Source organism: Nostoc sp. XA010 (genome assembly GCF_020829625.1).
Classification (GTDB): domain Bacteria; phylum Cyanobacteriota; class Cyanobacteriia; order Cyanobacteriales; family Nostocaceae; genus Nostoc.
In genome coordinates, this window is record NZ_JAIVFX010000056.1 from 1 (window position 1) to 21079 (window position 21079).

The 21079-nt window shown below is 45.2% G+C and carries 15 protein-coding genes; all 15 read right to left on the reverse strand.

Features of this window, described 5'->3' with window-relative positions:
- Nucleotides 1-1079: 1079 nt before the first annotated feature.
- The gene (locus LC608_RS33255; protein ID WP_229557639.1) at nucleotides 1080-2261 is read right to left on the reverse strand and encodes an ABC transporter permease; all 1182 of its coding nucleotides are present in this window, start codon (nucleotides 2259-2261) and stop codon (nucleotides 1080-1082) included.
- 103 nt (nucleotides 2262-2364) lie between these two features.
- Complete coding sequence (locus LC608_RS33260) at nucleotides 2365-3606, reverse strand: efflux RND transporter periplasmic adaptor subunit (protein ID WP_229557640.1); 1242 nt, start codon at nucleotides 3604-3606, stop codon at nucleotides 2365-2367.
- Between the two features lie 84 nt (nucleotides 3607-3690).
- The gene (locus LC608_RS33265; protein WP_229557641.1) at nucleotides 3691-4905 is read right to left on the reverse strand and encodes a glycosyltransferase; all 1215 of its coding nucleotides are present in this window, start codon (nucleotides 4903-4905) and stop codon (nucleotides 3691-3693) included.
- A gap of 87 nt (nucleotides 4906-4992) precedes the next feature.
- Complete coding sequence (locus tag LC608_RS33270) at nucleotides 4993-6207, reverse strand: glycosyltransferase family A protein (RefSeq protein ID WP_229557642.1); 1215 nt, start codon at nucleotides 6205-6207, stop codon at nucleotides 4993-4995.
- Between the two features lie 46 nt (nucleotides 6208-6253).
- A complete protein-coding gene (locus tag LC608_RS33275) occupies nucleotides 6254-7387 on the reverse strand; it encodes a glycosyltransferase family 2 protein (RefSeq protein WP_229557643.1) in 1134 nt (377 codons plus the stop codon).
- Nucleotides 7388-7399: 12 nt separating this feature from the next.
- Nucleotides 7400-8572, reverse strand: coding sequence for a glycosyltransferase (locus LC608_RS33280; protein ID WP_229557644.1), 1173 nt, complete (start codon nucleotides 8570-8572; stop codon nucleotides 7400-7402).
- A gap of 29 nt (nucleotides 8573-8601) precedes the next feature.
- A complete protein-coding gene (locus LC608_RS33285) occupies nucleotides 8602-9741 on the reverse strand; it encodes a glycosyltransferase (protein WP_229557645.1) in 1140 nt (379 codons plus the stop codon).
- 70 nt (nucleotides 9742-9811) lie between these two features.
- Entirely contained in the window at nucleotides 9812-11011 is a 1200-nt protein-coding gene (locus tag LC608_RS33290) for a hypothetical protein (RefSeq protein ID WP_229557646.1), read from the reverse strand.
- A gap of 2 nt (nucleotides 11012-11013) precedes the next feature.
- On the reverse strand, nucleotides 11014-12207 hold the full coding sequence (locus LC608_RS33295; protein WP_229557647.1) for a hypothetical protein: 1194 nt from the start codon (nucleotides 12205-12207) through the stop codon (nucleotides 11014-11016).
- A 17-nt stretch (nucleotides 12208-12224) separates the two neighbouring features.
- Nucleotides 12225-13481 (reverse strand): hypothetical protein, encoded by a 1257-nt coding sequence (locus LC608_RS33300; protein ID WP_229557648.1) that lies wholly within the window; start codon nucleotides 13479-13481, stop codon nucleotides 12225-12227.
- Between the two features lie 16 nt (nucleotides 13482-13497).
- Complete coding sequence (locus tag LC608_RS33305) at nucleotides 13498-14193, reverse strand: carbohydrate deacetylase (RefSeq protein ID WP_229557649.1); 696 nt, start codon at nucleotides 14191-14193, stop codon at nucleotides 13498-13500.
- A 62-nt stretch (nucleotides 14194-14255) separates the two neighbouring features.
- Nucleotides 14256-16061, reverse strand: a complete 1806-nt coding sequence (locus LC608_RS33310) for an ABC transporter ATP-binding protein (protein WP_229557650.1) — start codon at nucleotides 16059-16061, stop codon at nucleotides 14256-14258.
- Nucleotides 16058-17848, reverse strand: a complete 1791-nt coding sequence (locus LC608_RS33315; protein WP_229557651.1) for an ABC transporter ATP-binding protein — start codon at nucleotides 17846-17848, stop codon at nucleotides 16058-16060. The genes LC608_RS33310 and LC608_RS33315 overlap by 4 nt, the downstream gene beginning before the upstream one ends.
- A gap of 100 nt (nucleotides 17849-17948) precedes the next feature.
- Nucleotides 17949-18515, reverse strand: coding sequence for a hypothetical protein (locus LC608_RS33320; RefSeq protein ID WP_229557652.1), 567 nt, complete (start codon nucleotides 18513-18515; stop codon nucleotides 17949-17951).
- Nucleotides 18516-18538: 23 nt separating this feature from the next.
- A complete protein-coding gene (locus LC608_RS33325) occupies nucleotides 18539-20593 on the reverse strand; it encodes a glycosyltransferase (RefSeq protein ID WP_229557653.1) in 2055 nt (684 codons plus the stop codon).
- Between the last annotated feature and the right edge of the window lie 486 nt (nucleotides 20594-21079).

A 21079-nucleotide genomic window follows, 5' to 3' on the forward strand; every position in this document is an offset into this window, starting at 1 on the left:
TTTTTAGCTAGCGATCGCTGGCTCATACTCAATCAAAAAGCTTGGTATGCTAATGATATTTTCACCACCTCAAATATAGGGAAAAGCAACCCTTGATTATACCACAAAATATTTATGCAAGAGTTCTTATCCCTAGATGGTCTATGTTCCGAATTTCAATCTCTTCGGTATTTATCATCACAACAGTATTCTCCATCACTTCTGTTGCAATTCTCTCATTTATATTTTTTTGATCAATTAATTTTTTTAACTCTGAAGTTTTCCCTTGATTCTATTTTTGTTACCATACTTCCTCTTCTCGCCACATTAAGCTACTTAATGATAATAACTCGCATTAAATTTCTTAATTTTTGACTCTAGCTTAGTTCTTGTGTACTACTATGCCAGCTTTTTATTGATGTGTGACAGTTAGGGTGCCAGGGCGAACGCACGGCATTTCTGAAACCCCTGCTGGATAAGGATCTTGACGAAAAAATAGGCTAAATTTAAAAACGTTGAAACCCTTGCTATTAAAGGATTCTTATACTTTAGATGCGTTTGCCCTGGTTAGGGTGCGGAATGTAGGTTTAAAAAGAAGCACTAGACAAGTTTTTTCCCATCTATTTACTCTCAAACAGATGCTTGAATTTTTACGCCAAGTAATAGACCGTAACTATGGAGTAGCCTGCGAAATTTATTTACCGTCCGGCTGATTTTGGTCGTTTCGCCACTATTCCTATAAGTTCAACTTATAGTTGCTCTCTCAAAATCGGCTGTTGTACATTCCTGAATAAACGGTATCACAGACTACTATTTTTCAGCGATGGCTACGCCCGCCGCAGGCATCGCAAAAGTTTTCGGTCTACTGAAAGTTAATTGGCGTTTTGTTGCTTCAGATGCCAGGGTTAGATTCCAACGCTTGTATCCTGATTTAAACCTGTCATAATTTTCTTGGTTGACTATTAGGTTTCAACCTATTGTACGGGTATATATTTTACTAACTTACTGGATTTAGGATTTAGCGATCGCTCGTTTTTTGTCTGACTTCAGAAAATCGCGTTGCTCCCGAATCGGATTTACTAGTTTGTCGGATAGGTTCATCATTCTGAACGTAGGGCTTTTACTGGGTCGATCTGGCTGGCCCGCACGGCAGGAAGCAAACTAGCTCCCACCCCTACCGCTAGCGCTGACCCTAGTGCTAGCACTGCAATTCTACTATCAAACTCATAGGGCAAGCTAAAGGTATCCGTAACCACAACTGTCAATCCATGCACCACTCCCAGCCCTGCTGTCCCTCCTATTAGACTTAAAAGCATCGCCTCTAGAATAAATTGCTGCATGATTTCCCGTTGGGTTGCACCCACCGCCCGTCTCAAACCTATTTCAGAGGTTCGTTCTGTTACTGAGGCAATCATAATATTTGCAATCCCAACACCGCCAACTAATAGCGCGATCACTCCTACTGCTGTTAGACCTTGGGAAGCCATCTCTAGAGTTTTCTGCTGCTGTATAATATCTGATACATTATTCCAAAATTTAAATTTGTAACCTGGAAATCTTTGTAGCAGCAATTCCTCTGCTTGGTGGCTTAACTCTTCCACATCTTCAAGTGAGTAAGGGCGCATTTGGATACTCCCAATGTCGCGGCTACCGGTCAAAGCATTGTAAATAGACATCGGAACATACAGTTGACCTGCCGGGGGTGCATTTTCATTTAGACTAGTCGCTACGACCCCTATAATGATATAGGGTCTTTGCCCAGCATAAATCAGGTGCCCCACAGGTTCCTGATTTTGGAAAAGTTGTTCTGCCAGCAATTGATCGATTACTATCACCGGACGGTAGTTGGCAAAATCTTCAGATGTGAAAAACCGTCCCGAAACCAATGATTTCCCTGAAGTCAGCAAAAAATCTTGGGAAACAGGTGACATGGGTGGAGTAAATTCCTTGTCCCGAAATACAGTTGGCGTAGAACCAGCCCAATTAAAAGAACTGATCGCCTGCAAGCCTACCATTCGCTGTCGTAAGAATTCCATGTCTTCCAACTTGAGTTGGGTGGTTTGACCGCCAGAATCCCAGTTTGGATAAACTGAAACTTGAGGTGCGCCTCGTTTTGCTAATTGTTGAGCGATCGCGGCCCGGCTAATATTACCAACCTGAAGTGTAGCGCTGACAGCAGCCACACCCATAAATACCCCTAGAGTAGTCAGAGCAGAACGCAACGGGTTCCTACCTAAGGAGTGAAAGGTAATATTTAATAAGTCAAAACTTGAAAGAGCCATAATAGTCGCTTTGCTCTAGCTTGAAAATGAGTGGGTGTAAGGGTGTGGGGTGAATGTCACGAAAATAAGCAGGGAAAGTAAAGTCGAAATATTAATTTATTTATTACTTTTCACTTGCCTTAACTGGCAGCCCTGGCTTGAGTTGCGACTCAACGGGCGGTAGTATGACCTTTTCACCAGGATGCAAACCAGAGGTTACTTCTACAGCCATTAACCCCTCTAATCCCAGATTAATGGTACGTTTTTGGGCTTGATTTTGACTATCCCGAACCCATACAAAGGGATGTGCTTCCGATCGCACAATAGCCTCTGTCTTCAAAACTACTACGTTCTGCCGTTGCTGCAACACAACCTCGACATTTACCCTACTACCAGGGAGCAGTGCGCGAGTAGGGGTATCAAGCCGAATGGTTGCGGGTACTGTTGGTTGATCTGATTGTTTTGGACTACTAGCGTCTTGTTTTTGGGCTTCAGTGGTGAGTGCTTGAGGATACAAGCTTTGCACGCGTCCAGAGAACGTCTTTGCATTAGGCCCAATCGCATTAATGCGGGCAAGTTGATTGACGCGAACTTGAGCAGCGTTGAGGGTAGAAAGCTGGAGTTTCACCAGGATTTTTCTGGGATCGCCCAAAGTGAGCAGATTGGTACGCAACTCGACCCCATCACCGTTTTCTACATTCACACCCAAGACTACGCCATTCAATGGTGCAGTTACAATATTATCCTGGAGTTGCTGCTGAATAAGTTGGCGCTCCAATTGCAAAGTCTGAATTTTGAGGGCGGTTGTACGTGCCTCTGCTTGAGTATCTCGCAGACTAGCCCGAGCAACGCGTACTGCATCTTCCTGCGTTTTGGCTTGTTCTTGGGCAATAGCTCCTTCTCGCACCAAGGGAGCAAGTCTCTGGAGTTGTCGTTCCTCGGCTATTAATCGTTCTTGGTCTTCAATAATTTTCTGGCGACTACGTGCTAGGTTGATTTGCTCTTGTTGAATTTGCAACTGCTGATTGGTAAGAGCAATTTTTCGCTCAGGGTAGCGTAGGGTGAGCAGCACTTGACCAAATTTTACCCTGTCACCAGGTTCTACCATTACTCGTTCTACTGCACCCTCTTTTGGGGACTTCAAGATTCGCTGTTCCTGCAACTCAACAGTACCGCTCTCATTGATTGTAGTTTCAATATTACCTCGCTCCACAGTTAGCAAGCGTACTGCTACTGGTTCAGGAGGTTGGTTGAGAGCTAAAAAGTAGGTCAGCCAACCGCCAGCGCTAGCTAGAGCCAAAACTCCTGACCAGGCTAGCCATCGACCTGGGATATTGAATTTACCTTTTTCATATTTCCAGTTCATGAAAACTTGATCCAGTGAGAGTTTGCAGTTCACTACAAGCGATCGCAGCCCAAGGCTTTCACCGCATATTAATTTCGGAGAATCTTACAGCCAGAGATCGAACACGACGAGGCGGCTGTTTTCCAAAACACAGCGGAAATTTGAACTGAGATAATTTCGTAGACCACAGTAATAATCAAGCCACCAGAAGGCTGGCCATGCAATGACTATGAAACTTGCTCCCGCTTGACGCATTCGTTCAAGTTCCCGGATGGCGATCTCGTCATCCAGTGGCGCTCCCCAGTACTGACCGTCATGTTCTAAAAAGGGCAGAGCATCGAATTTTGGCAGCATCTCACAACCCCATTGATTTTCATCGACCAAAATCAAACGTTTCCCTGCTGGAATCACAGATGTAATTTCCTGCATAGCAATTTGTAGCCGCTCTGACCAACTCAAATTAAGTTCAGGTATGAGTTCAGACGTTAACTCACTACGGCGCATATTTATATACAACAGGCGCTCTGCTAGCCACTGACGATAAGATACATCCTCTGCACGCGGTGACTGTAACAAATAAGCAATCGCATCAGTACGTTCTGCGATCGCAGCCAGCGATCCTGTTCTCCCAGAGCCGAAGTTAAGCTGGGAATCCTGTTCAGCGTGAGACCGGAATTGAGCCAGCGTTTTAGGTATAAAAAAAAGATCGAATTGCGCTGCTATCCGCAAGTATAGGTTCAAGTCTATCAAGTACTTGGAGTGGGGCGTGTCATATCCCCCAACTGCTGCCAGTGCATCAGCGCGAAACATGGTAGCTGCACAGAAGAGCAAAATCCATTTTCGCCCGTCAACAATTTGGTGAATAAAATCTAATCCGTCGATGAACCCCTTTAGAAAATTACTTGAAAATCTTCTGCTTTTGTCCTCTAAGAAAGCACCATTATTGTCAATCACTTCAATTTGGGCAACTGAAAAACCAGCATCTGGATGGTTATCTAACGCTAAGACGGATTCGCTAATAAAGTTAGGTAGTAGCATATCATCGTCCGGCAAGAAGCTGAGATAGCGACTAGAGTTAAGCTTAATAGCTCGTTGCCAATTGCGAAATAATCCAATATTAGTTTCATTACGCACGTAAGTGATGCGCGGATCTGCAAACGAGCGAACGACTGCCTCTGTATCATCAGTAGAAGCATTATCTAACACCAGAGCTTGGAAATCTGAATAGTCTTGTGATAAGACGCTTTGAAGGCTAACTTTTAATAAATCCGAGCGATTGTAGGTTGGAATGGCGATAGTCACTTTGGTTTCATGTTTCATATCCTTGCTACTCACCGTTTGTTTGGTAATAACGCCCGCATAATAAATTTAAAGACAAGCTTATCTTTAAGTTATTAAATCCAGTTTTCACGACCAAAGATCGAACACAATTAGGCGGCTGTTGTGCAAAACACAGCGGAAATTTGAATTGAGATAATTGCGTAGCTGTGAGTAGTAATCTAGCCACCAGAAGGCGGGAAATCCGATCACCATGAAGCTTGCTCCCGCTTGTCGCATTCGTTCGAGTTCCTGAATGGCAGTTTGATCGTCAGGTGGAGCGCCCCAGTAATCACCGTCGCGTTCGAGGAAGGGAAGGAAATTAGATTGAGGTAGAATCTCGGAACTCCACTGATTGTCGTCAACCAAAATAAAACACTTTCCTGCTGGAATCGTGGCTGCGATCTCCTCAATGGCAATCTGTTGTCGTTCTGGCCAGCTAAGATTGAGTGCGGGTATTAATTGAGATGTAAACTCGCTGCGACGCATACTAATATGCAACAGGCGGTCTGTTAGCCACCGACGATAAGATGCATCTTCTGCACGCGGTGACTGTAACAAATAAGCGATCGCATCATTACGTTCTGCCATTACAGCCAGCGATCCCAATCCTCCAGGGGAGTGAAAGCTAACCTGGGAATCTTGTTCAACATGGAACCGGACTTGAGCTAGTTCTTTAGCAATAAAGAAGAAATCGAATTGCGCTGCCATCCGCAAGTATAGATTCAAGTCTAGCAAGTACTTAGAGTGCGTGATGTCGAATCCCCCAACCGCCCTGAGTGCATAAGCACGAAACATCACTGCACTGGTACGCAAAATCCATTTTCGCCCATCAACAATTTGATGGATGAAGTCTAAACCGCAGATTAGCCCTTCTGGTAACTGATCTGAAAGTTCTGTACCTGTGACATGCAGTGTACCACCACTAATGTTAATGAATTCAGGTAGTCCAGCCGACAGGCCAGCATGAGGATGGTTGTCCAATGCTACGACAGACTCGTGGATGAAGTTGGGCAGTAGTATGTCATCATCGGATAAAATGCTGAGATAGGGGCTAGTGTTTAGCTCAACACTCCGCTGCCAATTGCCAAATATGCCAATATTGACTTCGTTGCGTACATAAAGAATTCGCGAATCCGCAAATGAGCCTATAACCGCCTCTGTATCATCGTCAGAAGCATTATCTAATACAAGCACTTGGAAATCTGGATAGTCCTGTGCCAATGCGCTTTGCAGGCTAGTTTTGAGTAAATTTGATCGGTTGTAGGTTGGGATTGCGATCGTAACTTTGGTTTCAGGTTTCATATCGTTTCTGCTCACTCCCTGTTTTGCTAATAACGGGCAGGTAGTATCAAGCTAAAGTATGTAATTCAAAGACAACCAAGCGTTCATTTTTCAAAAGACAACGAAACCTAGCACGCAAATAGCTAACGAATTCAGCATAGTAGTCAAGCCACCAGAAGGCAGGCCAGGCAAACACGATGAAACTTGCGCCTTCACGGTGCAGTCGCTCAAATTCCTTAATTGCTATGGTATCTTCACTAGGAGGCCCCCAATACACACCCTCTTTTTCTAGAAAAGGGATCGCTTTGCAATTTTCAAGTAGCTGATGATGACCCAGTTCGTCCATGTCAACCAAAATATAATTCTGCCCTTGTGCAATCAAGGAGCCTAACTCTTTACCTAACTCGACCATCCTCTGAAGATATTTGTGACAAGAATCTTCCCTATATTCAAATGTATCATTAACTTTAATGCCTTGTTTGTGTAAATATTCCCGTAGAACTTTTTCTTCATAATAATAGTGGCTAAGTCGCCAGCTATAAGTACGCTTGTTTGTGCCATTATGACCATGAATGCGGTATAGCGACTGATAGTCATTAATACGCCTGATACTGCCGGAAAAAGGAGCCAAAAAGCCGAGGTATGACTCTGCATTTAATCGATAGTTAGTCTCAGGCATAGGTAAGATTTTTTCTAAATAGCTGCGTAACCAAACGTTACCGCTAGTAGGTGGAAAGGTATGACCTTCTAGACCATATTTAAGCTGCTCATTGTACAAATTACCTTCTGGCAAAATACCTTCACAATCAACTTTTTCTAGTAAGTTGCTATTAACATCAATGACACGTAAGGGCCAATGAACCTTAACTGCCTCTGGATCGTAATGCAAGATTTTAACTGCTCTTTCAATAGCACTCGGTAGCAAAACATCATCTGAATCTAAGAAGCATATAACCTCACCACAACTAATAGCAAAACCAGCATTAAATGCAGATGCTTGTCCACCATTCTCTTTTAAGACAGGAACAATTTTTTCTCCATAACTGGCGATGATTTGTTGTGAGTTATCGGTTGAACCATCATCAACTACGATGACTTCTGTAGGCTGATAGCTTTGATTTAGGGCACTTTCAATTGCCTCGGACAAAAAAGAGCCATAGTTATAATTGGTAATGATGATACTGGCTAGAGTTTTTTGCATATACTTTTCCCTTTATTCTAAGCCAAACACAATTACATAATCGTTTTTTAACAAGTAAGGAAACTTTTGACGCAAATAGTCATGAAATCCAGTAAAGTACTCTAGCCACCAAAAAGCCGTCCAAAGGAAGACAATTGCGTATACCCCAGTTTGGTGCAATCGCTCAAATTCTTGAATTGCCATATTATCATCTGTGGGAAATCCCCAATACTGTCCGTTGCGTTCAGTAAAGGGAATAGTCTGAAAACCTTCAATGATTTTGTTGCCATTTAGGCAATCCTCATCGACTAAGATGAAAGATTTTTCTGCTGAGATTACAGCTTTCAGTTCCTCCCTCAAATCATACAGATGACCAATGCGATTGCGCTCTTCCACGAAATATAAATCTGCCGTCATTTGAGCCAGATTCCACTTTTTTTGAATCTCATCTAACTCCTTAGCAGCTTGTTGAATATCCCATCTTTTAAAGAAATAATCGAGATTATCGCGTTCTGGAGGGAAAGGATGCCAGAAATGAATAACAGACTTCGGTTCAAACACAACTGGGATGTTAGAATTATACAAAGCCATACTAGAATCAATCCAATCTAAATAGACGACATCATCAAAAGGGATGACTCGATCGAAAACACTTCGACGGTAAAGTTGACAATGAACTTCTCCAGATAACTCTATCTTTCGGCGATGGGAACCTTGATCAAGCTGTTGATCCCCTGTAGCTGGCAGAATTTCCAACTTGATCCCATCCGTCGTTTGTACTGAATGAACCTCTCCTAAGTTTGGATCCCAGTGAATTTTACTTGCATCCAAACCGCCCTCAATAATACGGGGAATGGCCACATCAGCTGGATGTTCTTCGCAAGCCTGGATGAGATAAGACAGCCAATCCTCTTCTACGAGAACATCATTCTCGATGAAACACAAGAAATCATCATTAGGGTTAGATTCCTGAATTACCAGATTTCTTGATTGGTTAGGCATCAAATAATAATCCTTATAAATGACTTTGACATTGCTACGTCCCGCAAGCACTTGTTCAATTTGCTTCCAATAAACTTCAGGAGTGTTGCAATTTATCACAATTAAATTAAAAGGAATATGCGTGTAGTCAAAAATTCGCTGCAAAGATTCCGCAGCTAATGAGAACTGTTCGCGAGGAAAAAATCCAATGGTGACTGTTGGCATATTAATATTCCTAAATTGAATGATGATGATTAATTCATGGCTGCTTCTAGCAGCGAGGACAGAACTTTATGGGAGTCAAAATATTCTTCCGCAATCTTCCGTGCGGCATGACGATGTTTTTCATAGTTAGAATTGATCGTGTGGACACCGTTCATCGCCTCACAGAGGTCTTGGAAAATTAAAAGTCCTTCTCCGATCGGTAGCCAATCGCTTAAGCCTGTGTCTTGAACTAGAATTGGCCTGCCAGAGGCTAGGTAACAAACGCTGCGATCGCTAAACCAGCCACCTTTGGTAGCAACATAACCCTGTTTTGCGACTCCAAACTCAGCGCGGGATGCTTGAACAAATTTCTGGTAAGACTCTGGTGTAAAGGACGCAAGCCATCCGGGAATCACCTCCCAGCCATACTGCAATAGTTCGTCAGGAAAGCCGCCGCTTAATGCAATCCGAAACTGCTGTTTGGTGAGTTGCGGTATATCAATAAACTTTAAGAATTCTTTATCCTTGTTCCCATAGGTGATTCCTTTGTATACTACCTCCCGATAACTGTGCCACTGCATAATTGAACTGAAGCCGATGGTGTCATTGTTTTCAATTACTGGCCAGTAAGGCAGTGCTACTGGAGGTAATGTCTTTAGCCAATGCCTACCGTTTGTGGGGATAAGACAGTCTTGGGCATCAATGTGTTGCCCAATTGTGAACAGGCGATCGCAACGTTCAATCGTCTGTACTAATTCCGAATTACCGATATCAATATTAATCTGAGTAAAACCGGGATCTGCATCAATATAGATGCGGCGCTGCGGCCATCCATACTCATCTCTCCAAACAGAAAGTGGTGAGCCACGGACAATCATTAAATCAGCCTGACAGCAGATATCTTTAAACTCGTCAATCTCCATTCCGACTGAATGCTCGTCAGTTCGGTAAATCCACTTGTTTTTGAAACCAAGCGGCTCTAGGCAGTTTTTAATATAATTTGTCGGATAGTCTAACTCCGTCGTGATTTGCTCGGTTTCCCAGTTGTAAACCCACGACATCGATCCACATTCTTCCAAGTAGAAAATATCATGTCCAAGGGCACGCAGACCCAGAAGGTATTGCAGGTCAGACCAGGCGTTGCCCCCTATGGGAAATCGACCGATAGCACTAGCAAAAATTATAATCATCCTATTTTAAATTTATTAAATGTTTTGATTTAGATGTATTAGCTGATGATTTCTCGTTCTGCATAGGCAGTCAGAGCAATGGAGATAGATAAGGTGTGTTCATATTTAAAACTGTCTCCAGTAGTCGAGGTAGCACCACTTTGTAACTGAAGAATCGCTCGGCTAATTCCTCTGCTGCTTGACAGTGAGTTTGATAATTTGCATTGACGCGCTCGATACAGCCGACAGCTTCCTCCAAGGATGAAAACGCCAACGCACCTTGCCCCGTCGGCAGCCAATCGCTAAATCCGGTATCTTGTAAAATGACGGGACGACCAGCAGCTAGATAACAGACGCTGCGATCGCTAAACCAACCGCTACGAGTTTTTACATAAGCCTGTTTGGCAACGCTAAACTCCCCGCGAGAGCCAGTCAGGTAAGTTATGTAGGTTGACAGACTAGCGCTAATTTCCTTACCATCTCGAATTAACCAGCCTGCTGCCTGTAGAGATTTTGCAACCTCTGCTATTTCTGCATCCTTGCCGGCAAGAGCGAGTTCGAGTTTTTGCGAACAGTAGCTAGGGAGTTCCACCAGGCGCATAAATTCCTGATCTTTCTGTCCATAATGCTCACCTTTGTAAATCACGCCTCCATAAGCATTCCAATTGGCAATTGTCGTGAATGGTAAATTTGCCCGTTCTTCGCTACTATCTTGTGGAGTAACTATCGGAGTTTTCCATATCTCTGGCACAACAGGCGGTACAGTGGGGAGCCATTTAATTCCATCACTCGGTATACCGCAATTGGGTTGCCCAATATTAACGCCATAACTAAAGTAGGCGTGATACTCATTGCGACCCTCGGCAGCGAATGTCCCAATCTGGGTAAAGAATGGGTCCATATCGATTAATACTCGATGTTTGCATAAAAGAAATTCAGGTAACCAGCAAACTCCACCGATATTTAATAGCAGATCCGCCGTTTTGAGCATCTGCTTTATTTCTTGCCAATCTGCACCGTAGACAGTTCCTGTATCACGATTTACATAGCACACTGTCGCATTTACACCATAAGTATTTATTAGTGCCTGGACTGCGTGCAAACCAAAGTCGGGATCATCATTGTAATTGTGGTTGATCGGGTTATAGCAGGACTCAGACCAGCCACTTTCCTCCAGGTATAGAACTTCATGTCCCAGATTATGTAGCCCTAACACATAGTGAAAGTAGGCTAAGAGATTGCCAGCTACTGGATGTCGAATCATATATCCGCAAACAACAATGCGTGCCATGCTTATAACCCCGCTCGCTCCATGAGACTGCCAATCACTTTCTCTGCGGCAAAGTACTCTGAGGCAATTTCGCGGGCTGCCCGGCAATTGCCTTCGTAGTCGCTTTCGATCGCGTCCACTGCCGCCAAAATATCTTCCATAGTGTTGAATGCAAATAATCCCTTCCCCGTGGGCAAGAACTTGCTAAACCCTGTTTCTTGGGTGATTACAGGACGCCCTGCTGCCAGATAGCAGGCAGAGCGATCGCTGAACCAGCCAGTGCGAGGACGAACATACTGATCCTTTGTAACAGTGAACTCGCCTAGAGAGGCACAAATATAGTTACGATAGGCGATCGGATCGGATAATGCTCTAGCAGAAACAATCCGCCAACCACGATCCACCATTTCTACCTCTTCTTGAGCACCAATCCCGTCAAGAGCAAGCGCAAGTGGCAACCGAGACTTGGTCGGAAGATCTATGAAGCGCCGAAATTCCCGATCCTTGAGCCAGTAATAGTTCTCTCCTTGCCATTCGATATGGTTATCAAAATTCTTCCAAGTAGAGATCGTCGTGAGCACGGCTTCCGAAGAGGGTAGACTGTCGGTAGCCCACCAATCGAGACAAACTGGTGGTCTCGTTGGATACCACTGGTACTGCTCAACAGGTACAAGACAATCCGGTGCTCCAATATTCTCACCATAGGTGAATAAATAACGGTATGCATCAAGCTGCTCAATCTTTTGAGTATCATTCTTAGCTACTTTGACCTGATCTATCGTCGGGTCAGTCTGTAGATAGATAAGGCAGTCAATGGTCTCATGCTCAGAACGTAGGAAATGATACCCACAAAGATTGATAACGACATCCGCTTCCTTATAAAGTTGCGCCAATCCGACTAAGTCGCGTGCTCCCAGGCACATATCTTGAACTCCTGGAGGGCGGAAAATCCAGCGATTTCCCAAACCTACGCTATCCATATACTTGGCAAGATAGCGCACGTTCGCTGAGTAGTCTGACGTATTCCATAAGTTAATAGGATCTAATAACTCGTTGTCAGTATCCTCTGCGTACCAGACATCGAAACCTAACCTCCGCAACCCTACGAGATAATGGAGCGCTTGCCAAGTCATACCTCCAAATGGATGGGATGCCAGCATACCCCAGACGACGACTATTCCCCGAGTAGCAGGTGGATAGTCAAAAGAAAGGATCATTTGGTTCACTCCATCCATCATTGAAATTTAAGAGCATAGTTAAGGATGCCATTCAAAGTTTGTTTAGCTTCAAAATATGTTTCAGCAATTTCCCTTGCTGCTCGACAGTGCTTTTCATAATTAGTATTTATTGTCGCTAAGGCATCGGCTGCTTCACTAAGCGTCGAGAACCGGAACATCCCCTCGCCATTAGGTAGGAAGGAACTCGGCCCAGTGTCTTGAACAACAACAGGTTTCCCGCTTGCTAAATAGCAGAGCGTGCGATCGCTAATCCAGGCATTTTGAAACTTCATGCACGAAGGTTTAGCGCAACTAAACTCTCCTCGCGACATTTGGATGTAAGATTGATACCTATCTGGACTGCCAGCCATTTTGTAGGCATGACGCACCTGCCAACCATAGCTCTCCAGCACTTCCCGATCCTCTGCGTCTCCTTTATAATCAGTAACATCACGCGGTACGGGATTGTTGGCTTGCCAGCTTTGCTCTTTTCTGCTTTGATCATCTTCCACGTCTCCCTCACCCAGGCACAGCGCCAGCTCAAGCACTTGGTCGGTTAAGCGCGGCAGTTCCACAAATTGCATGAAGGAAACTCGCTTGTTGTTCTCGTAGCAGATATCCTGCCCGTCCGTAATCCATTCCCCTTTGCCACCATTGCCCCACCAACCGGAGACAGTTGTAAATGCTTCGCTGTTGGGATTGTAAACGTATGGCCACAAGTCAAGACACACTGGTGGTCGAATTCGCATCCAAGTCAAACCACAATCCGAAAATTTAGCGCTAGGTGTGCCCACAGTTTCACCAGTACTAAAGTAATAATCGTGTGGGGGTACGGCGAGTTGTCCAACTGTTATCCAAAATTGTAATAAACCTGGATCGATATCTATTAGGGCAGTCCGTCGAAAACATGAAAGCAAAGCTGGATGAATACCGTAGTAAAAGTTTAGTAAAAGGTCTGCTTGCCGAAAAATTGCCTGTGCCTTTGATGACCAAACTCCGATGTATTCATACTCGCTGCCATGATCGGATATCGCGTTCTGGTCTGAATAAAGGATGACCTTTCCACTAAGTCCATAGCGTTCCATACGCTGGTAAAACGTTGAAAGCATAAGTTTATCCTGCTCTCGATCGCCGCTGCTGTGGAAGCGCTCTAGCCAATACACTTCACATCCCAACTGGCGCAGCCCCTGTACATATTGCATATAAACCCAGAAATGACCCCCTCCTTCTGGAAAGGTCACGACGTTTGATGGGGAGATGACAACGACAGACATAATACTTCCCTCCCAACTAAGCTGATAGGTTTGCTAGAAAATTGGCGAGTTCTCGAAAGCCTATAAGTTGGATTTGGAGTTCTGTGAGCTTGCTTCTGATGATTGGGCTGCAAAGCGTTTGTAATTCCCTTTCTCGCTCGATCGCATAGGTTGATGAAAACTCTGGATCGACGTAACCTGGATGGCAGCTCAATTCAGTAAACCCTTCCTGAACTTCAGCTTCTAGCATTTGGACTAAATTTTCCACGCTAATCTGCTCCAGATGCGTCTGTCCATCCCATTGCCCATAAAAGCTGGGGAAATAACGAACCGGAGAGTGTTCTCTTAGTGGCAATCGATATTGCTGCGCCAAATTAAGGAAGTGGGGCAGTAATTGAGGAGAGCGGTGGATGTTATGATGCGAGTCAAGATGAGTAGGTAGATGCCCTATTAGCTCTTGAAAGCATTTCAATTGGCGATTTAGTTCGGCACGGCATTGATCCGGAGCCGTGAGATCGAGTGCTAATTCCCCATCCTCGGTTGTGATATTTACATGCAAACCAACGCTCAGTTCGGGTAGTTTACGGCTTAAGATAGCTGCTTCCTCACTCGCTGGCATATTCACCATTAAGCTCGTGCTAGTTAGGACTCCGTTACAGTGGGCTTCAACAATGCCACTGTTAATTCCTTGACTAGCACCAAAATCATCTCCATTAACAATGCAATACTTCATGGGTCAAACTCTTTAAACAGAAATCTTGCTAGTTTTCTAACCACCTGTTTGCGAACTCACGATCACAGATCGCATGGTTGAGTTGAGCCGAAGTGTAATTTATACAGCTTCTTGTAATAGCCACTTACCGCTAGCAACTCCTCGTGAGTTCCCATCTCTACTACTTTTCCCTGATCCAAAACTACGATTCGGTTGGCTCGTTGAATTGTCGAGAGGCGATGGGCAATAATAAACGTAGTCCGTCCTGCCATCAGTCGCTCTAATGCTTCCAGCAATAGAAACTCGGTTTGAGCATCCAGGGCAGAGGTGGGTTCATCCAGAATTAGCACTGGAGCATCTTTGAGCAGGGCGCGGGCGATCGCTAACCGTTGTTTCTCGCCTCCTGAAAGTGTGGCTCCGCGCTCACCAATTACCGTGTCATAACCTTGAGGTAATCGTTGAATAAAGGTGTCAGCATTCGCAGCTTGGGCGGCTTTGACGATCGCTTCGCGGCTAGCATTAAAGCAGCCATAGGCAATGTTCTCAGCAATAGTTATCGGTAGCAAAAACGGTTCTTGCAGCACTAGGGCAATCTGTTCGCGCAGGCTTTTCAGTTGCACATCTCGTACATCCACCCCATCAAAGAGAACTCGTCCCTGCCAGGGGTCAAAAAAACGAAGGATCAGGGACACTAGGGTAGTTTTGCCAGCACCAGTTGCGCCTACTAGTGCGATCGTTTCTCCGGGTCGCGCTTCTAAGGTAATTTCTTGGAGAACGGGATAGTTAGGTTCGTAACCGAAGGTGACTTTCTCTAAACATACGTGTCCGCTTCCTCCTGCTGGATTAGCAGGCAATGGTTTGGCAGCAGGGGCATCTTGCACCCCATCTTTAGCGTCTAAAACCTCTAACACTCTACGAGCACTAGCTGCTGCTGCCGCAAAACTGGACGATATATAAGCCAGAGTTGCCATCGGCACGTACAGGGAGCCGAGATAAGAGAGAAAAACCAGTAAAGAACCAATTGAGAGGGACCCATCCAAAACCTGGAAGCCACCGTAAGCCATGATTGCTGCTGTTCCTACTGCGGTTACGCCTCCCACTCCAACTTTGAATTGCATTTGGGCAAGGATAGAGTGTACATAAGCTTGGAGGGCTTTTTGAGACAGGTAGTGAAAGCGCTCATCTTCGTGTGCTTCACGTCCGAATGCTTGAATAATCGGTAGCGCTGTCAAGGTCTGCTCACTCAACGCCACAATCTCACCTTCAAATTGTTGATATTGATAGCTTCGTTCAGTCATGGGCTGGTTAAAGACCCAAATTAGTAACATTATTAGAGGAGCAATCAGAAGCGAGAGCAGTGAAAGGAAATGATTAATCTGCCACATGACGGCGAACATTGCGACCAAATTCACCAGAGAAGTAAGCACGGGCAGAAAAACCCCCATCGCCAGATTCTGAATGCAGATGCTGTCAGTCATTACTCGCCTAACAAGATCGCCAGCCTGCTGTTGGTTGTGGAATCTCAAAGAAAGATGTTGTAAGCGATCAAACAGTGCTGCTCCCAAGTCATAAACCATCTGGTTGGCAACACCAGCTCCAACATATTCTTGTACAAGACGAACCGCCTCACTGGATAAAAATAGAAAGATTGTGGCACCTGCTAACCAACCGAGCAACTGAATGTTGGATTCACTGCCAGGCAAGGTTTTGAGCCAAACAACGCTATTTGGCAGCGATTGGTTGCTCAAGACGCAATCAACGATCAACTTCAAAGGCCAGGGCTTGAGTACATTCAGCCCCACATTAATCAGCATTAGCACCATTACAAACGTGAGTCCGTGCCAACGAACCAGGGCATAACGTGCCAGTCGCAGCCACCACAGTTTCATAAAACGACCTCCTGCGGCGTTTCAGGAAATTGCAAGGAGTGCAGACGATGGTAGAAACCACGGACAGCCAGCAACTCCTGGTGTGTTCCCATCTCCACAACCTTTCCCTGCTCCAGAACCACAATTCGATCTGCTCGTTGAATCGTCGAAAGTCGATGGGCAATGATAAACGTAGTCCGTCCTTCGATCAGGCGATCTAAAGCTTCCAGCAGTAAATTCTCAGTCTGGGCATCCAGGGCAGAAGTAGGTTCATCGAGAATCAGTACTGGCGCATCCTTAAGCAACGCCCGGGCGATCGCTAGTCGCTGTTTCTGTCCTCCAGAGAGGAGCGCTCCTCTTTCGCCAATCAGGGTGTCATAGCCTTGGGGCAACTGTTGGATGAAGTCGTCCGCCTTGGCCGCTTTGGCTGCTGCTACAATTTTCTCTAGGCTTGCCTCTGGACACGCGTAGGCAATATTCTGTGCTACCGAGAGGGGCAGCAAAAACGGCTCTTGCAGCACTAGGGCAATCTGCTGGCGCAGGCTTTCCAGTTGCACACCTCGTACATCCACCCCATCAAAGAGGACTCGTCCCTGCCAGGGGTCAAAAAAGCGGGGAATCAGGGAAACCAGTGTACTCTTACCAGCACCTGTCGCGCCTACCAGAGCGATCGTTTCTCCCGGTCGCGCTTCCAGGGTAATTTCTTGGAGGACGGGATAGTTAGGTTCGTAACCGAAGGTGACTTTCTCTAAACATACGTGTCCGCGTCCTCCTGCTGGATGAGCAGGCAATGGTCTGGCAGTAGGAGCATCTTGCACCCCATCCTTAGAATCCAAAACCTCTAATACTCTATCTATATTGGCATCTACAGACTTTAGGCTCCCGTAGATGCCAAATAGTCCCTTAAATGCTCCTTGTATAGACTGGAGATATGCTAAGAAGACGAGCAGGCTACCGATACTCATAGCCCCTAATAATACCTGCTGCCCGCCCACATACAGAACAAGTGCAGTACCAATCGTTGTCACAGTACCATTTGCCACACCGTAAACACTCTTGAGCAGAGTTTCACGTTGTGATAAAACAACTGCGTCTGCCGCTAAATGTTCAAACTGCCGGGTATTGTAACTCTCTCTACCAAATGCCTGGATCATGGGGATTGCCGTGACTGTTTGGTGGACAAAACTGGTGAGGCGTGACTGGGCTTCGCGGTTAAGTTTTGTCCGGCGCTTAAGTCGGGAACCAAAAACAAGGGCTGAACCACCCATCATTGGTGCTACGAAAAGCGAAAGCAACGTTAGTAAAGGACTCAGATTCCAGGCGACGATGCTAATAGTTGCTAGCGTCAGCAGGTACTGCACAGGTGAAATCAGCAAAGCACTGCTCAAGGTGTAAACGCAATAAGTATCTCCGGCCAAACGGCTGAGGGAATCACCAACAGTCCGTTGGTTATGGAACAACAGTGAAAGGCGTTGCAAACGATAGAACAGTTTCTGGGCCAGTTCGTAGACCATACTTTGCCCGACAGCACTCCAGGCCCAGCTAAGGGTAGTTTCCAAGGTAGCGTTTAGAGCATAAAGTCCAAGGCTACAAACAGCGGCGACAACGACCAGCAGCATCGGTGTGAGCGCCAAGTTAAAAGTCTCCAGAAATGAGCCAGCTAGCGGGGGGATCACTGCTTGACCGAAAGCATAATCCACTAGGATTTTCATTGGCCAAGGTTGAAGCGTTGCGGTGGCTGAAGTGCCAGCTGTGAGACCGAGGATTGCTATTAAGGTACGCCAGTGGCGCAGCGGATATCGGAGCATTTGCCCGTATCGATGCATTATCGCTTTGATCTCTTGCCTCACTTACAGATTTACCTCCCGTCTAGTCATTTCATTTGTTACTAGAGTACCAAGACGTTCGTTAGGGCTGTAATATTGCACTTTCTGTGACAGACTTGTTGCTGGTGGTTTGTATTGGCAGCAAGTTAACTCTTTTGGCAATAATCTCCAGTACTTGATAGAGAATACGCCCTAACTGGAAGTTCTGATATAAGATGAAAGCGGCGTTGAGCATACCTACTGCAATTGTGACTGTTGCTACTTCTGGCATTCCTAGAACCATCTCCAGAATTGTGAAGAGACAATAGCCAACCATAGCCATAGTTGCGAACTGTGACATTCTCAGGGCACACCGCATCCTCAAAACTCTTTTGTTACCTCCATGATTTTCGGTACATACTTTCAGCTGAACTTTTGACCAAATCCCCTGGTAAATCTCTAAATCCCAGTCGCTCCAGCCTTGATCCATTGCAATGAAATACTTGGAAGGCAGGAGTAAATCCATTACCTTTTGCAGCAGGTTCTCCTTCTCCATTCCTGTTTCTGTCCAATAAGACAACTCATAGGCGCGATCGCGCCAGGAAATATTTACTCTGCTGGCTGGCGAATCAAACTTAATCAAATCTGCTTGAGTTAGTGTTTGAGTCATTTTTTTAATGCTTTTATTTTTATTTACAGTTCGTCAAACTTTATCGCCTCGGCTTTCTTGAGTTCCTTAATGCGCCATTTGTATCGATCTATACTACGTACAATCGGCCCCAGGTAAATCAGCAGCGCCACAAGCAACCGTGCCCTTCTTTTGGCAAAACGAGAGTCAATTCGCGCTTGTATAGCACCAGCTACACACCAGCTAAAAGAGATGAGGAACATTGCTGCACCGAACCACGGGCGATTGCCAGACAAAAGTGCGGACACAAATAGGATCAAAGCTGTGACATTCCACTCTAGTGTCAGGGGGAGGTAAGAGATCAGAGAGGAGGAAGGCTCGTACAAGGTTTGAAACAAACCGCGACCAAACACCCCAGAGTAGATAATTGGTTGACCAATACGCAGAAATGTAGATAAATCTCCGTAGATTCTCCCCAACCAAGAGGGCTGCCCCAGAAGGTTAAAGCGGTAGGGATGCTTAAAATAAACCAGCGCTTCTGCTTTGCCATAGCCTTGCTGCTGTTTGAGATAGGCACCTACTGTGTTACGGCGAAAATGCCATACTATTGCCGTTGGGCTAAAACCAATGGTGTAACCTTTATCTTGCAGTCGCCAACAGATATCGACATCATCACCAGCAGTACGAAATATCGGGTTGAAGCCGTTAATTTCTTGTAGAATCTCCCGACGAAAAGCCATGTTGCAGCCAGCAATATGCTCGGCTACCTCATCACTCAAAAGTATGTGGGTAGGTACGCCAGGAGAGACAGCAACACAGGCGGGAACAAGAGAGTCTTCCGGGGGAGATAAGTTTGGCCCACCTACAGCACCTACATCAGAGGAAAGAAACTTGGTGACCAGATAGGTGAGCCAGTCTGGATCTACCATACAATCAGAATCGGTATAGGCGACAATCTCGCCAGTAGCGGCTGCCATACCGACGTTGCGGGCGACGCTTAATCCCTTGTTTTCTTGGTTGATTAGGCGTACATAGTCGTAATGCTGAGTAATTTCGAGAGTGCGATCGCGCGATCCATCATTAACTACAATTACTTCATAGTTGGGATAGTTGAGTTCTTTGAGAGAAGCTAGACAACTATCCATCGTGCGTTCAGCATTGTAAGCGCATACAACCACTGAGACTTTGGGATACTCAGGTAACGCTGGCGGCAGAGGTGCTGTGTAATATTGCTGAACTGTCTCGAAAGCTGGTTTCTTAAGCCGTTCGGCATCAACTAAACCAAAAGCCCAGTCCTGTATGGCATATCCACCAGTAAACCATTCATCCGTCCAAGAAAAAATGATCGTTCCTGCTGCTCCCATCTCAAAACTAGATGACAGCTTTTGAGAAAGAATTTCGGCTTGGACTTGGGTTCCTTCACCCATCGAGTCAACGCCAAACTCACTCAGTACTAGAGGTTTATCCTCAGCAAGGTTATGAAGCCGAGAGAGGTAGCGGCGAAAATCTTGTTCCCGATGCAGGTAAACGTTAAAGCATGAGAAATCAGTAAAGTCAATATTTAAATACTCAGTGCAAGGATAATTCGCATAGCTTACTAAACCTTCGGGATCACTGGATTTTGCTACCGCCATTAACTCTTTGATAAAAGCCCGAACCGGTTTTGCTCCATGCCATCGGACAATATCTGGAGGAATCTCATTGCCTACTAAATAGGCAAAGGTGGCGGGATGACCCCGGCAAACTTTAACTCCTTGAGCAATGCAGTTACGGATTTCTGCTTTCACAGTAGAAGAGTCGAGGAAGGCGATATGCTGAGACCAAGGTATACCAATTAACAGCCTAAGACCATAGATTACAGCTAGATCCAAAAGCCAATCAGGTGGAACAGTATAGGTACGCAGACAATTCGCACCCATTTCTGCAATCATGGCGAAATCTTTTTCCACAACTAATTTTTCTGGAAAGGACTCACCGTGGCTACCGATGGAGAAAGGGCCGTAACTAACTCCTTTAAGAAAAAACTTTTTATCTCTAATAAAGAAAAACTTACCTTTTACTGTGACTACCTCGCCTTTTGCAAGTGGTTGAGCACAGAAGTCAGAAGGTGTTGAAGTCAAATTTAGCAAATTACCCCCGACAATTCACTGCAAACTTATTTCCTGTCTGCTGAAACGCTAGCTCAATTTACTTAAAAGAGAAACACACAGAAACACACATCATTAACAGAGAAACACACAGAAACACACATTATTAACGCATCCGCAGCATATTGTGTTAGTACCACTACAATAGCTATCAATTAACAATCTTGTAATATTTAAACTCTCCCAGAGGTGCGTTTGCGATCGCGTTTACGGAAATGTATAAGTTAACGTATATTTTCAGTCTAGTTTTGTATTCACTTGGTCACTCATCTGCTGGATAACCATTAAAACTTGGTCTTCAATAATTAGTTTAGGAGGACGACCTGGTTTATCAGGGTAAGCGCATCTCAAACCCTATTGACACGGTAGTTTTGAGGTTCACCTAAAGCACAAATAAGTTCAAAATTACTACACTGAGCCAAGGGGTGGGATTGACATTCTCGTATTTATGTGGTCAAA